13 protein-coding genes are annotated in these 13,708 nt (G+C 71.5%); all 13 read left to right on the top strand.

What is annotated here, in order from left to right:
* Window positions 1–9 precede the first annotated feature (9 nt).
* The 13 genes from FB470_RS00485 to FB470_RS00425 all read left to right on the top strand — a co-directional run bounded on the left by FB470_RS00485 (window position 10) and on the right by FB470_RS00425 (window position 13,705).
* Window positions 10–1,053, top strand: a complete 1,044-nt coding sequence (locus FB470_RS00485; protein WP_370876426.1) for an ABC transporter permease — start codon at window positions 10–12, stop codon at window positions 1,051–1,053.
* A complete protein-coding gene (locus FB470_RS00480) occupies window positions 1,046–2,086 on the top strand; it encodes an ABC transporter permease (RefSeq protein ID WP_306987792.1) in 1,041 nt (346 codons plus the stop codon). Before FB470_RS00485 ends, FB470_RS00480 begins: the two co-directional genes overlap by 8 nt.
* 19 nt (window positions 2,087–2,105) lie before the next feature.
* Complete coding sequence (gene rhaS, locus FB470_RS00475) at window positions 2,106–3,185, top strand: rhamnose ABC transporter substrate-binding protein (protein WP_306987790.1); 1,080 nt, start codon at window positions 2,106–2,108, stop codon at window positions 3,183–3,185.
* A 96-nt stretch (window positions 3,186–3,281) separates the two neighbouring features.
* Window positions 3,282–3,566: an L-rhamnose mutarotase gene (locus FB470_RS00470; RefSeq protein ID WP_370876648.1), complete on the top strand. Its 285-nt coding sequence runs from the start codon at window positions 3,282–3,284 to the stop codon at window positions 3,564–3,566.
* Window positions 3,563–4,738 carry an L-rhamnose isomerase gene (rhaI, locus tag FB470_RS00465; RefSeq protein WP_306987786.1) on the top strand — a complete coding sequence of 392 codons (1,176 nt, stop codon included), beginning with the start codon at window positions 3,563–3,565 and terminating at the stop codon, window positions 4,736–4,738. The genes FB470_RS00470 and rhaI overlap by 4 nt, the downstream gene beginning before the upstream one ends.
* A 6-nt stretch (window positions 4,739–4,744) precedes the next feature.
* Window positions 4,745–6,781 (top strand): bifunctional aldolase/short-chain dehydrogenase, encoded by a 2,037-nt coding sequence (locus FB470_RS00460; protein ID WP_306987785.1) that lies wholly within the window; start codon window positions 4,745–4,747, stop codon window positions 6,779–6,781.
* Between the two features lie 21 nt (window positions 6,782–6,802).
* Window positions 6,803–8,224, top strand: coding sequence for an L-fucose/L-arabinose isomerase family protein (locus tag FB470_RS00455; protein WP_306987783.1), 1,422 nt, complete (start codon window positions 6,803–6,805; stop codon window positions 8,222–8,224).
* Window positions 8,224–9,693, top strand: coding sequence for a rhamnulokinase (locus tag FB470_RS00450; protein WP_306987782.1), 1,470 nt, complete (start codon window positions 8,224–8,226; stop codon window positions 9,691–9,693). Before FB470_RS00455 ends, FB470_RS00450 begins: the two co-directional genes overlap by 1 nt.
* Window positions 9,690–10,427 carry a (Fe-S)-binding protein gene (locus tag FB470_RS00445; RefSeq protein ID WP_306987780.1) on the top strand — a complete coding sequence of 246 codons (738 nt, stop codon included), beginning with the start codon at window positions 9,690–9,692 and terminating at the stop codon, window positions 10,425–10,427. The genes FB470_RS00450 and FB470_RS00445 overlap by 4 nt, the downstream gene beginning before the upstream one ends.
* The gene (locus FB470_RS00440; RefSeq protein ID WP_306987778.1) at window positions 10,424–11,884 is read left to right on the top strand and encodes a lactate utilization protein B; all 1,461 of its coding nucleotides are present in this window, start codon (window positions 10,424–10,426) and stop codon (window positions 11,882–11,884) included. Before FB470_RS00445 ends, FB470_RS00440 begins: the two co-directional genes overlap by 4 nt.
* Window positions 11,881–12,477, top strand: a complete 597-nt coding sequence (locus tag FB470_RS00435) for a LutC/YkgG family protein (RefSeq protein ID WP_306987777.1) — start codon at window positions 11,881–11,883, stop codon at window positions 12,475–12,477. The genes FB470_RS00440 and FB470_RS00435 overlap by 4 nt, the downstream gene beginning before the upstream one ends.
* A complete protein-coding gene (locus FB470_RS00430; protein ID WP_306987776.1) occupies window positions 12,474–12,686 on the top strand; it encodes a helix-turn-helix domain-containing protein in 213 nt (70 codons plus the stop codon). Before FB470_RS00435 ends, FB470_RS00430 begins: the two co-directional genes overlap by 4 nt.
* Window positions 12,687–12,910: 224 nt before the next feature.
* Complete coding sequence (locus FB470_RS00425; RefSeq protein WP_306987775.1) at window positions 12,911–13,705, top strand: SDR family NAD(P)-dependent oxidoreductase; 795 nt, start codon at window positions 12,911–12,913, stop codon at window positions 13,703–13,705.
* Window positions 13,706–13,708 lie beyond the last annotated feature (3 nt).

The following is a 13,708-nucleotide window of genomic DNA, read 5'->3' as shown; positions in this document are numbered from 1 at the left end:
GGAGGCGGCGTGAACGCGACGAAGGTGGTGGCTCCCAAGATGAGCGGCCGGACGGCGGCATCGCGGAGGTTCTCCCTCGGCGGCCTGTTCAAGGCGCGTGAGGCGGGCATCGTCCTGGCCCTGATCGCGCTGGTCGCGTTCACCGCGACGCAGAACTCGCGGTTCCTGTCCGCCCAGAGCATCCGCGACATCCTGCTCGGCACCGCGATCCTGGCCGTGCTCGCGGTCGGGCAGGCGACGGTGATGATCACCCGCAACATCGACCTGTCGGTCGGCTCGGTGCTCGGCCTGTCCGCGTTCGCGGTCGGGTCGCTGCTGCAGGCCAACCAGGGCATGCCGGTGATCGTGGCGCTGATCGCCGGTCTCGTCGTCGGCGCCGCGTGCGGCCTGGTCAACGGGGTCCTGGTCCGGTTCGGGCAGGTGCCCGCGCTGGTGGTCACCCTCGGCACGCTGTACGCGTTCCGCGGCGCCGCCTACTTCTGGGCCGGCGGCGAGCAGATCAACGCCGACGAGCTGCCCGGCCACTTCCTGCGCTTCGGCAACTCCTCGATCCTGGGCATCCCGTGGCTGGTGCTGATCGCCGTGATCGTGCTGATCGTCGCCGGTGTCGTGTTGCGCAACTACCGCGCCGGGCGCGAGCTGTACGCGATGGGGTCGAGCCCGCAGGCCGCCGAGCTGGCCGGCATCAAGGTCGGCCGCAACACGATCGCCGCGTTCCTGGTCTCCGGCGCGCTCGCCGGGATCGCCGGCGTCCTGTTCGCCGCGCGGTTCGGCACGATCGACGCCGCCGCCGGCAACGGTTACGAACTCAACGTCGTCGCCGCCGCGGTGGTCGGTGGGGTCGCGGTGTTCGGCGGCAGCGGCACGGTGTGGGGCGCGGGCCTGGGCGCCCTGCTGCTGACCGTCATCGGCAGCTCGCTGGCCGTCCTCGACATCAACCAGTTCTGGCAGCAGGCCATCGTCGGTGCGCTGATCCTGCTCGCGATCGGGGCCGACCGCCTGGTCGCCGTCCGGGTCGCCAAGTCGCTGAAGAAGAGGGATTCCCATGTCTGACAAGGGGAACCGGCCCGCGTGGCTGTCCCGGCTGGCGAGCTGGGACGCGGCCGTCATCGTGATCACGGTCGTGGTGCTGCTCATCGCGTCCGGGGCCGTGGAGAACTTCGGCAGCAGCCGCAACTTCACCTTCCTGCTGCTGGACCTGCTGCCGATCGCGCTCATCGCGCTGCCGATGACGTTCGTGATCGTGACCGGCGAGATCGACCTGTCGGTGGCCAGCACGCTCGGCCTCACCTCGGCCGTGATGGGCGATCTGTGGAACCGCGGCCTGTCCATCGAGACGATCATCCCGCTGTGCCTGGTGCTCGGCGCGGTGCTGGGTGCGCTCAACGGGTTCTTCGTGACCGTGCTGAAACTGCCGTCGCTGGCGGTCACCATCGGCACGCTCGCGCTGTACCGCGGTCTCGCGTTCGTGGTGCTGGGCGACAGCGCGGTGGCCGACTTCCCGCGCTCCTACACCTCGTGGGTGACCGGCACGATCGACGGCGGCCCGATCCCGAACGTGCTGATCCCGCTCGTGGTGCTGGCCGTGGTGTTCGGCCTGGCGCTGCACGCGACCCCGGTCGGCCGCGCGGTGTTCGCCGCCGGTGCCGGCGAGCAGGCCGCCCGCTTCGCCGGCATCCGCGTGGGGCGCCTGAAGTTCTGGCTGTACGTGGTGAGCGGGCTGATCGCCGGGCTGGCCGGCGTGCTGTGGACCCTGCGCTACTCCAGCGCCCGCGCCGACAACGGCCTCGGCATGGAACTCGCCGTCGTGGCGGCGGTCCTGCTCGGCGGCGTCTCCATCTTCGGCGGCAAGGGCACCCTGCCGGGTGTGCTCGCCGGGGTGGTCCTGCTGGCCACGCTGCAGAACGCGCTGCGGCTGCAGGACGTGTCCAACGAAGCGCTCAACGTCGTCACGGGCGTGCTGCTGATCATTTCGGTGCTGCTGCCCAACATCATCACCAAGTCGCGCGCCGCCGTGCAGCGGCGCCGGAAACGAAGTCTCGCCTCCCCAACCCCCGAGTCCGGAGCTCTCGCCGGCGTCAAGTAAGTCCAGAAAGGCAACGACAATGACCAGTCGATTCCTCACCGGCGTCCTCTCGGCCGCCACGGCGGCCAGTCTGGTGGTGACCCTCACCGCGTGCGGTGGCACCACCAAGAACGACAGCAGCTCCGCGGGGAGCGGCGGCGCGCAGTCCACGGCCCAGGCCGACCCGAACGCCGCCACCAAGGAAGGCGTCAAGATGGCCTTCCTGCCCAAGCAGCTCAACAACCCGTACTCGGACATCGAGGTGGGCGGCGGCAAGACCGCGCTGGACGAGCTCAAGGGCGAGTACAAGCTCGTCGGCCCCAACGACGCCAGCGCGTCCTCGCAGGTCAGCTACATCAACACGCTGATCCAGCAGCAGCAGGACGTCATCGGCATCGCCGCGAACGACCCGAACGCGGTGTGCCCGTCGCTGAACCAGGCCCGCAGCTCCGGCATCAAGGTCGTGGCGTTCGACTCCGACGCGGCCAAGGACTGCCGCGACGTGTTCATCAACCAGGCCACCACCGAGGGCATCGGCGAGCAGCTGGCGAAGATGGCCAGCGAGCTGGCCGGCGGCTCGGGTGAGATCGCCATCCTGTCCGCGACGCCGAACGCCACCAACCAGAACGCCTGGATCGAGGTGTTCAAGCAGCAGCTGGCCAAGCCCGAGTACGCCAACCTGAAGCTGGTGAAGGTCGCCTACGGCAACGACGACGACCAGAAGTCGTTCCAGGAGGCGCAGGGCCTGCTGCAGTCGTACCCGAACCTGAAGGCCATCGTCGCACCGACCACCGTCGGCATCGCCGCGGCCGCCCGCTACATCAGCTCGTCGGCCTACAAGGGCAAGGTCGCGGTGACCGGCCTGGGCACGCCGAACCAGATGCGCGAGTACGTCAAGGACGGCACGGTCACCAAGTTCGCACTGTGGAACCCGGCCGACATCGGCTACCTGGCCGCCTACGCGGGTGTCGCACTGGCCTCCAACCAGATCACCGGTGTCGAGGGCCAGAAGTTCAAGGCGGGCAAGCTCGGTGAGTACACCATCGGCAAGGACGGCGAGATCGTCCTCGGCCCGCCGACGGTGTTCGACGCGAGCAACATCGACCAGTACAACTTCTGATGCTCCCGGCCGGGCCGCGCACGCGGCCCGGCCGGTCTCCACCAAGGACGAATCGTGGCCCGATACTGCTTCTGCCTGCAGGTGAAGCCCGAACGGATGGCCGAGTACACCGAGCGGCACCGGGCGGTGTGGCCGGAGATGCGGCAGGCACTGACCGACACCGGATGGCGCAACTACTCGCTGTTCCTGCGCGACGACGGCCTGCTGATCGGCTACGTCGAGGCCGATGATCTCGATGCCGCGCAGGCGGCCATGGCCCGCACCGAGGTCAACGCCCGCTGGCAGGCCGAGATGGCCGAATTCTTCACGGGCCTGGAGGGGCAAGGACCCGACGAGGGGTTCCAGTTGCTCACCGAGGTCTTCCACCTGGAAGGAAAGTGATCCCGTTGTCCGACCTGAACGCCGTGAAAGAAGCCCTGCGGGCTCAGCGGATCGAGACGCCTTCGTGGGCCTACGCCAACTCCGGCACCCGGTTCAAGGTGTTCCCCCAGCCCGGGGTTCCGCGCACGCCGGAGGAGAAGATCGCCGACGCGGCCAAGGTGCACGAGCTGACCGGCATCGCGCCCAGCGTGGCCCTGCACATCCCGTGGGACCGGGTCGACGACTTCGGCGCGCTGTCGAAGTACGCCAACGACCTGGGCATCTCGATCGGCGCCATCAACACCAACGTCTTCCAGGACGAGGACTACAAGCTCGGCTCGGTCACCAACCCCGACCCGCGGATCCGCCGCAAGGCCACCGACCACCTGCTCGAGGCGATCGACATCATGGACGCCACGGGTTCGAAGGACCTGAAGTTCTGGTTCTCCGACGGCATCAACTACCCGGGCCAGGACGACCTGCGCACCCGTCAGGACCGGCTGGCCGCCGCGCTGCGCGAGGCCTACGACCGGCTCGGTGACGACCAGCGGATCCTGCTGGAGTACAAGCTGTTCGAGCCGGCCTTCTACGCCACCGACGTGCCGGACTGGGGCACCTCGTACGCGCACTGCGTCGAGCTCGGCCCGAAGGCCACCGTGTGCATCGACACCGGTCACCACGCGCCGGGCACCAACATCGAGTTCATCGTCGCGTTCCTGCTGCGGCAGGGCAAGCTCGGCGCGTTCGACTTCAACTCGCGCTTCTACGCCGACGACGACCTGATGGCCGGCGCGGCCGACCCGTTCCAGCTCTTCCGCATCATGTGGGAGATCGTGCGCGCCGACGCGCTGGACCCGTCCTACGGCATCAACTTCATGCTCGACCAGTGCCACAACATCGAGGCGAAGATCCCGGCGATCATCCGTTCGGTGCTCAACGTGCAGGAGGCCACCGCGAAGGCCCTGCTGGTGGACCGGGACGCCCTGTTCGCCGCGCAGCGCAACGGGGACGTGCTCGGCGCCAACGCGGTGCTGATGGACGCCTACAACACCGACGTGCGGCCGCTGCTGGCCGAACTGCGCGAGGACGCCGGGCTCGACCCGGACCCGGTCGCCGCCTACCACCGCAGCGGATACCAGGACAAGATCGTCGCCGAACGAGCCGACGGCCAGCAGGCCGGTTGGGGAGCCTGAACCACCATGACGAACAATCCCGCCGCCGAACTCATCCAGCGCAGCAACGCCCTCGGCGCCGACCCGCGCAACACCAACTACGCCGGGGGCAACACCTCGGCCAAGGGCAGCGAGACCGACCCCGTCACCGGGCAGCCGACGGACCTGTTGTGGGTCAAGGGATCCGGGGGTGACCTGGGCACGCTCACCGAGGCCGGGCTGGCCGTGCTGCGGCTGGACCGCCTGCGCGCCCTCGTCGACGTCTACCCCGGCGTCGAGCGCGAGGACGAGATGGTCGCCGCGTTCGACTACTGCCTGCACGGCCGTGGTGGCGCCGCGCCGTCGATCGACACCGCGATGCACGGCCTGGTCGAGGCTCCGCACGTGGATCACCTGCACCCGGACTCGGGCATCGCGCTGGCCACCGCCGCCGACGGGCCCGCGCTGACCAAGGAGTGCTTCGGCGACCGCGTGGTGTGGGTCGACTGGCGCCGCCCCGGGTTCCAGCTGGGCCTGGACATCGCGGCCGTCAAGAAGGCCAACCCGCAGGCGATCGGCGTGATCCTGGGCGGGCACGGCATCACCGCGTGGGGCGAGACCTCGCAGGAGTGCCAGAAGAACTCCCTGGAGATCATCCGCACCGCGGAGAAGTTCCTCGCCGAGCGGGGCAGCGCCGAGCCGTTCGGCCCGGTGGTTCCCGGCTTCGAGCCGCTGCCCGAGGCGGAGCGCCGCGCGCGAGCCGCCGCGCTCGCACCGGTGATCCGCGGACTGGCGTCGACCGACCAGCGTCAGGTGGGGCACTACACCGACAGCGACGTGGTGCTGGAGTTCCTGTCCCGGGAGAAGCTGCAGCCGCTGGCCGCGCTCGGCACCTCGTGCCCGGACCACTTCCTGCGCACCAAGGTCCGCCCGCTCGTGGTCGACCTCCCCGCGACCGCGCCGCTGGCGGACGTCGTCGCGCGGCTGAGGGAACTGCACCAGGCCTACCGCGAGGACTACCGCGCCTACTACGAGCGGCACGCCACCCCGGACAGCCCCGCGATGCGCGGCGCCGACCCGGCGATCGTGCTCGTGCCCGGCGTCGGCATGTTCTCCTTCGGCAAGGACAAGCAGACCGCGCGCGTCGCCGGCGAGTTCTACGTCAACGCGATCAACGTGATGCGCGGCGCCGAAGCGGTCTCCCGCTACGCGCCGATCCCGGAGAGCGAGAAGTTCCGCATCGAGTACTGGGCGCTGGAGGAGGCCAAGCTCCAGCGCATGCCCAAGCCCAAGCCCCTCGCCGGCCGGATCGCCCTGGTCACCGGCGCCGGTTCGGGCATCGGCCGCGCCATCGCCGAACGGCTCGCCGCCGAAGGCGCGTGCGTGGCGATCGCCGACCTCAACGCGGAGTCGGCCGAGGCGGTCGCGCGGGGCATCGGGTCGGCGGACAAGGCCGTCTCCGTCGTGGCGAACGTGACCGACGCCGATGCGGTCGCCGGTGCGGTCGACGCGACCGTGCTCGCGTTCGGCGGCATCGACCTGGTCGTCAACAACGCCGGCCTGTCGATCTCCAAGCCGCTGCTGGAAACCACCGAGAAGGACTGGGACCTCCAGCACGACGTGATGGCCAAGGGCTCGTTCCTGGTCTCCCAGGCCGCCGCGAAGGCGATGATCGCGCAGGGCCTCGGCGGCGACATCGTCTACATCTCCTCGAAGAACTCGGTGTTCGCCGGCCCGAACAACGTCGCCTACGGCGCGGCCAAGGCCGACCAGGCGCACCAGGTCCGGCTGCTGGCCGCCGAGCTGGGCGAGCACGGCATCCGCGTCAACGGCGTCAACCCCGACGGCGTGGTGCGCGGCTCCGGGATCTTCGCCGGCGGCTGGGGCGCGCAGCGCGCCGCGGTCTACGGCGTGCCGGAGGAGGACCTGGGCAAGTTCTACGCCCAGCGCACCATCCTCAAGCGCGAAGTGCTGCCCGAGCACGTGGCCGCGGCGGTGTTCGCGCTCACCGGCGGCGACCTCACGCACACCACCGGCCTGCACGTGCCCGTCGACGCGGGTGTCGCGGCCGCCTTCCTCCGCTGACGCAGGAAAGGACTGGGAGACATGACCCTGGAGCGGATCACGCCGAGGCGCACCCGCGTCGGCCTGGTGGCCGGTGGCCTGGGCGCGTACTGGCCGCAGTTCCCCGGGCTGCTGCCGCAGCTGCAGGCCTCCGCACGGCGCGTGGCCGAGCGGCTGTCCGGAATGGACTGCGAGGTGGTGGACGCCGGGTTCGTCTCGGACGCCGCCGAGGGCGCGGCCGCGGCGGAGAAGCTGCGGGTCGCCGACTGCGACCTGATCATCGGTTTCCTCACCACGTACCTGACCTCCAGCATGCTGGCGCCGATCGCGCAGCGCAGCGGCTCGCCGGTGCTGCTGATCAACCTGCAGCCGACGGAGGCGATGGACCACGCGACCTTCGACACCGGGGCCTGGCTCGCCTACTGCGGTGCCTGCCCGCTGCCGGAGATGGCCAACGCCTTCCGTCGCGTCGGGGTCGAGTTCCGGTCGGTGTCCGGGTACCTGGAGGACGAGCGGGCCTGGACCCGCATCGAGCGCTGGATCTCCGCCGCCGGGGTGCGCGCCGCGCTCCGGCACGGGCGGCACGGCCTGCTCGGCCACCTCTACCCGGGCATGATGGACGTCTCCACCGACCCGACCCTGGTGTCCGCCCAGCTCGGCGGTCACGTGGAGATCCTGGAGATCGACGACCTGCGGGTGCGGGTCGAGAAGGTCACCGACGACGAGACCCGGGCGCGGATGGACCTCGCGCGGGAGATCTTCGACCTGGACGACTCGGTCGTCGAGGACGACTTCGCGTGGGGCGCGAAGGTGTCGGTGGCGCTGGACCGGCTGGTCGAGGACTTCTCGCTGGACTCCCTGGCCTACTACCACCGGGGACTGGACGGTGAGACCCACGAGCGCGTCGGCGCCGGGTTCATCCTCGGCGCCTCGCTGCTCACCGCGCGCGGCATCCCGGCGGCGGGGGAGTACGAGCTGCGCAACTCGCTGGCGATGCTGATCATGGACCGGCTCGGCGCGGGCGGCTCGTTCACCGAGCTGCAGGCGCTGAACTTCCGGGACAACGTGGTCGAGATGGGTCACGACGGGCCGGCGCACCTGGCGATCAGCGCGCGCAAGCCACTGCTGCGCGGACTCGGCGTCTACCACGGCAAGCGCGGCTGGGGCGTGTCCGTCGAGTTCGACGTCAAGCACGGCCCGGTCACCCTGCTCGGCCTCGGCCAGGAGCGGGACGGGCGGTTCGTCCTGGTCGCCTCCGAGGGCGAGGTCGTGCCCGGTCCGCTGCTGGGCATCGGCAACACCACCTCCCGGGTGGACTTCGGCTGCGACCCGGGGGAGTGGACCGACGCCTGGTCGGGCACCGGCGTCGACCACCACTGGGCGCTGGGCACCGGGCACCGCGTGGCCGAACTGGAGGCCGTGGCCGATCTGGTCGGCCTCGAGCTGCGCGTGGTGAAGGTGTGATGCGCCTGGCGGCCGTCGACCTGGGCGCCTCCAGCGGGCGCGTCATGGCGGGCGCCGTGGGGCCCGGTGTGCTGTCCGTCGAGGAGGTGCACCGGTTCCCCAACGGTGGCGTGCGCGTCGCCCACGGGGGTGGGTCGACCCTGCACTGGGACATCCTCGGCCTGTACCGGGAGATGCTGACCGGCATCCAGGCCGCGCAGCGGGGAGGTGAACTGGCCGGACTCGGCATAGACTCGTGGGCCGTGGACTACGGGTTGCTCGACGCCTCGGGCGCACTGCTGGGCAACCCCGTCAACTACCGGGACTCGCGCACCGACGGCATCGCCCAGCGGGTGGCGGAGGTGGTGCCGGCGCGGGAACTGTTCGACATCACCGGCCTGCAGCAACTGCCGTTCAACACCCTGTACCAGCTGCTGGCCGAACGCGATCTCGGCTCCGCCGAGACGATGCTGCTGATCCCGGACCTGCTGAACTACTGGCTGACCGGGGTGCGCGGCGCCGAACGCACCAACGCCTCGACCACCCAGCTCTACGACGTGCGGTCCGGTCAGTGGGCGACCGGTCTGGCGTCGCGGCTGGGGATCCCGTCGCGGCTGCTGCCGCCGCTGCGCGACCCTGGTTCGGTGGTGGGCACGCTGCTGCCCGATCTGGCCGCCGAGCTCGGGTTGCCGGAGCTGCCGGTGGTCGCGGTCGGCTCGCACGACACGGCGTCGGCGGTGGTCGGGGTGCCGGCCGAGCCGGGCACCAACTTCGCCTACATCTCCTCCGGCACCTGGTCGCTGGTCGGCCTCGAGCTGGAGTCGCCCGAGCTGGGTGACTCGGCGCTGGCGGCCAACTTCACCAACGAGGGCGGTGTCGACGGCACGATCCGGTTCCTGCGCAACGTGACGGGCCTGTGGGTGCTGTCGGAGTCGCTGCGCACCTGGGAGGCGCAGGGCACCCCGATGTCGCTGCCGGAGGTGCTCGCGCAGGCGGCCGGGGTCCCGCCGTTGTCCGCGGTCGTGGACATCGACGCGCCGGTCTTCCTGCCGCCGGGCGACATGCCGGCCCGGATCCGGCAGGCCTGCGTGGACACCGGGCAGCGGCCGCCGGAGGCACCGGGCGAGGTGGTCCGGTGCATCCTGGACAGCCTCGCGCTGGCCTACCGCCGGACCGTGCGGCAGGCCTCGGAGCTGACCGGACGGCCGGTCGACGTGGTGCACGTCGTCGGTGGCGGCGTCCGCAACGAACTGCTGTGCCAGCTCACGGCCGACGCCTGCGGCGTGCCGGTGCTGGCCGGGCCGGTCGAGGCCGCCGCATTGGGCAACGTGCTCGTCCAGGCCCGCGCGCTGGGGGCGGACCTGCCGGACCTGGCCGCGATGCGCGCGCTGATCCGGGCAACCCACGAACTCCGCCGGTACGAACCGTCGGGCCGCGAGTCCGGGTGGGCGGAGGCGGCCGCGCGAATCGACTCGAGGGTGGTGGCATGAAGGTCGCCGTACAGGTCACCTGCATCAACGACACGATGTTCCCGGACACCGGCAAAGCGGTGTTCACGCTGCTGCGGCGGCTCGGCGTGGAGGCCGACTTCCCGGCCGCCCAGACCTGCTGCGCGCAGCCGATGGTCAACACCGGCTACCTCGACGAGGCCGTGCCGGTGGTGCGCAACTTCGTCGACGCGTTCGCCGGCTACGACGCGATCGTGACCCCGTCCGGGTCCTGCGCGGGCTCGGCGCGCCACCAGCACTCGATCGTCGCCCGGCGCAGCGGGGACGCCCGTCTGCGGGAGGCGGTCGCCCGGACCTCGCCGAAGGTGTACGAGCTGACCGAGTTCCTGGTCGACGTGCTCGGCGTGACCGACGTCGGCGCGTACTTCCCGCACCGCGTCACCTACCACCCCACGTGCCACTCGCTGCGGATGCTCGGCGTCGGGGACCGGCCGCTGCGGCTGCTGCGCGAGGTGCGCGGGCTCGACCTCGTGGAGCTGCCCGCGGCCACCGAGTGCTGCGGCTTCGGCGGCACGTTCGCCGTGAAGAACGCGGAGACCTCGACCGCGATGGGCGCGGACAAGGCGCGGCACGTGCTGGAGGCCGGGGCCGAGGTGCTGGTCGCCGGCGACAACTCGTGCCTGCTGCACATCGGCGGCCTGTTGTCGCGGCAGCGCACCGGCGTCCGGGTGATGCATCTGGCCGAGGTTCTCGCCGGAACGGAGGACGCCGCATGAGTGCCACTTTCGTGGGGATGCCCGCCTTTCCGAAGGCGGCGCGCGAGGCGTTGTCGGACACGCAGCTGCGCCGCAACCTCGCGCACGCCACCGGAACGATCCGGGCCAAGCGGGCCGCGGTCGTCGGCGAGGTCGACGACTGGGAGGAGCTGCGCCTGGCGGGCGCGGCGATCAAGGACAACGTGCTGCGCCACCTCGACGAGCACCTGCTGCGGCTGGAGAAGTCGCTGACCGACCGCGGCGCCACCGTGCACTGGGCGCGCGACGCGGCCGAGGCGTGCGAGATCGTCGCCTCGATCGCGCGGCAGCACGCCGTCGACGAGGTGGTGAAGGTCAAGTCGATGGCGACCCAGGAGATCGGGCTCAACGAGGCGCTCGCCGCGCAGGGCATCACCGCGTGGGAGACCGACCTGGCCGAGCTGATCGTGCAGCTCGGCGACGACCTGCCCTCGCACATCCTGGTGCCCGCGATCCACCGCAACCGCGCGGAGATCCGGGAGATCTTCCGCAGCAGGATGGCCGCGGCCGGGCGGCCCGCGCCGGACGACCTGTCCGACCGGCCCGCCGAACTCGCCGGCGCGGCCCGGCTGCACCTGCGGGAGAAGTTCCTGCGGGCGCGCATGGCCGTCTCCGGCGCGAACTTCGCCGTCGCCGAGTCCGGCACGCTCGTCGTGGTGGAGTCCGAGGGCAACGGGCGGATGTGCCTGACGCTGCCCGAGGTGCTGGTGTCGGTGGTCGGGATCGAGAAGATCGTGCCGACGTGGTCCGACCTCGACGTGTTCCTGCAGCTGCTGCCGCGGTCGAGCACGGGGGAGCGGATGAACCCCTACACCTCGACGTGGTCCGGTTCCACCGAGGGCCAGGAGGCGCACGTCGTGCTGCTGGACAACGGCCGCACCCGCGCACTGGCCGACGAGGTCGGACGGCAGGCGCTGCGGTGCATCCGGTGCTCGGCCTGCCTGAACGTGTGCCCGGTCTACGAGCGCACCGGCGGGCACGCCTACGGCTCGGTCTACCCCGGCCCGATCGGGGCGATCCTGAACCCGCTGCTGCGCGGCACCGGGGTGGACGAGCAGACCGACTCGCTGCCCTACGCCTCCAGCCTGTGCGGCGCGTGTTTCGACGCCTGCCCGGTGCGGATCGACATCCCCGAGGTGCTGGTGCACCTGCGGGCGAAGGTGGTCGACGCGCACCGGTCCTCGCCCAAGGCGGAGGCGGTCGCGATGAAGTCGGCGTCGTGGGTGCTGGCCGACGCGCGGCGCCTGAACTGGGCCGAGCGGGGGATGGGCCTCGCCGGCCGGGTGCTGAACCGGGTGGGGCGCAAGGTGATGCCCGGCGGGCGGCGAGCCCTGGGACGGCTGCCGTGGCCGGGTTCGTTGTGGAGCAACGCGCGGGACGTGCCGGCGCCACCGGTGGAGTCGTTCCGATCCTGGTGGCGGCGGGAGGGTCGGCGATGAGCGCGCGCGAGGAGATCCTGGGCCGGGTGCGGTCGGCGCTGGCCTCGGCGGACCGGTCCGAGACGCCGGTCCCGCGGGGTTACCGGTCGTCCGTGCCGTCCGGTGATGTGGTCGAGCTGTTCGCCGAGCGGCTGGTCGACTACCGGGCCGAGCTGACGCGGTGCACGCCGGACACCCTGCCCGAGGCGCTCGCGTCGGCACTGGGGCCGTCGGAAGCCGTGCTGGTGCCCGACGGCTTCCCCTGGGCGGTGCCGGGGGCGGTGCCGGACACCGGTCAGTCCGCCGCCGAGCTGGACCGGCTGGACGCGGTGGTGACGCTGGCCGCGCTGGCCATCGCGACCACCGGCACGATCGTGCTGGATCACGGGCCGGGGCAGGGGCGCCGCGCGGTCAGCCTGGTGCCCGACCGGCACGTGTGCGTGCTGCGGACCGACCAGATCGTGCCCGGCGTGCCGCAGGCCGTGGCGGCCCTGTCGCCGGGCCACCCGCAGACCTGGATCAGCGGTCCCAGCGCGACGAGCGACATCGAGCTGAACCGCGTCGAGGGCGTGCACGGGCCGCGGACGCTGCACGTGCTGCTGGTGTCGTCGTGACGACGGCTCAGCGGCCCGGCACGTTGCCGCGCGCGGATCTCGATCTGCTGGAGCTGCTCGCCGACGGGTTGCCGCTGGACGCCATCGGCCGGCGGCTGGACCTGTCGGAACGCACGGTGCGACGGCGGCTGCGCGCCGTCTGCGACCGCCTGGGGTTCGTGGCGCCGATCCAGGCCGTCGTCTGGGCCGCCCGCCGCGGCCTCCTCTGACACCCCGCCGCCGTGTAGAAAACCCTTGTGCCGCCGGGAAACCCCTTCCCGACGTGACCGGCCGGCGGCAGCTGGCCGAGGTGCAACTTCCGGCTGTTCGCAAGGGAACTCTCGAGGTACGCGCGCTGCCGGCCGGGCCCCGGCGGGCTGCCAGGGTCCGCCGGGGTGGTCGCTCGTCCTGCGGTGCCGCGCGGCCGCCCCTACGATCGCTGGGGGAGGGACTCATGCACCTGGATCTCACCGGCAAGACCGCCCTGGTCACCGGCTCCACGCAGGGCATCGGGGCCGCGATCGCGCTCGGTCTGGCGCGGGCGGGGGCCCGCGTCGCCGTCAACGGGCGCAGCGAGGGGTCCGTCACGAAGGCCGTCGAGCAGCTGACGGCCGAGGTGCCCGACGCCCAGGTGGTGCCGGTGGTCGCCGACATCGCGACCGAGCAGGGCGCTCGCGACGTGGTGGACCAGCTGCCGCGGGCCGACGTCCTGGTCAACAACCTCGGTATCTTCGGCGCCGCGGAGCCGCTGGCGATCACCGACGACGAGTGGCGCCGGTACTTCGAGGTCAACGTGCTCGCCGCGGTGCGGCTGACCCGCGCCTACCTGCCGGGCATGACCGAGCGCGGCTGGGGCCGCGTCCAGTACATCGCGAGCGACTCGGCGATCGTCATCCCCGCCGAGATGATCCACTACGGCATGTCGAAAACGGCTCTGCTGGGCGTGTCCCGCGGTTTCGCCAAGGCCGCCGCGGGCACCGGGGTGACCGTCAACGCCGTGATCGCCGGTCCCACGCACACCGGCGGTGTCGAGGACTTCGTGTACCAGCTGGTCGACCGCGACCTGCCGTGGGACGAGGCGCAGCGGCGGTTCATGCGCGAACACCGGCCGCAGTCGTTGCTGCAGCGCCTGATCGAACCCGAGGAGATCGCGAACATGGTGGTGTACCTCGGTTCACCGCTGGCGTCGGCCACGACCGGCGCGGCGGTGCGCGTGGACGGCGGATACGTGGACTCGATCGTGCCCTGACCC

Source organism: Amycolatopsis thermophila (assembly GCF_030814215.1).
Taxonomy (GTDB): domain Bacteria; phylum Actinomycetota; class Actinomycetes; order Mycobacteriales; family Pseudonocardiaceae; genus Amycolatopsis_E; species Amycolatopsis_E thermophila.
Note: the sequence above shows the minus strand (reverse complement) of the source record. Positions and strands in the feature narration are given on the sequence as shown.

Bases quoted from the DNA above. Each gene is read 5' to 3' on its own strand.
- FB470_RS00455 (WP_306987783.1), top strand. From the start codon at position 6,803: ATGACCCTGGAGCGGATCACGCCGAGGCGCACCCGCGTCGGCCTGGTG.
- FB470_RS00445 (WP_306987780.1), top strand. From the start codon at position 9,690: ATGAAGGTCGCCGTACAGGTCACCTGCATCAACGACACGATGTTCCCG.
- FB470_RS00460 (WP_306987785.1), top strand. From the start codon at position 4,745: ATGACGAACAATCCCGCCGCCGAACTCATCCAGCGCAGCAACGCCCTC.
- FB470_RS00425 (WP_306987775.1), top strand. From the start codon at position 12,911: ATGCACCTGGATCTCACCGGCAAGACCGCCCTGGTCACCGGCTCCACG.
- FB470_RS00470 (WP_370876648.1), top strand. From the start codon at position 3,282: ATGGCCGAGTACACCGAGCGGCACCGGGCGGTGTGGCCGGAGATGCGG.
- rhaS (WP_306987790.1), top strand. From the start codon at position 2,106: ATGACCAGTCGATTCCTCACCGGCGTCCTCTCGGCCGCCACGGCGGCC.
- FB470_RS00450 (WP_306987782.1), top strand. From the start codon at position 8,224: ATGCGCCTGGCGGCCGTCGACCTGGGCGCCTCCAGCGGGCGCGTCATG.
- FB470_RS00480 (WP_306987792.1), top strand. From the start codon at position 1,046: ATGTCTGACAAGGGGAACCGGCCCGCGTGGCTGTCCCGGCTGGCGAGC.
- FB470_RS00440 (WP_306987778.1), top strand. From the start codon at position 10,424: ATGAGTGCCACTTTCGTGGGGATGCCCGCCTTTCCGAAGGCGGCGCGC.
- FB470_RS00435 (WP_306987777.1), top strand. From the start codon at position 11,881: ATGAGCGCGCGCGAGGAGATCCTGGGCCGGGTGCGGTCGGCGCTGGCC.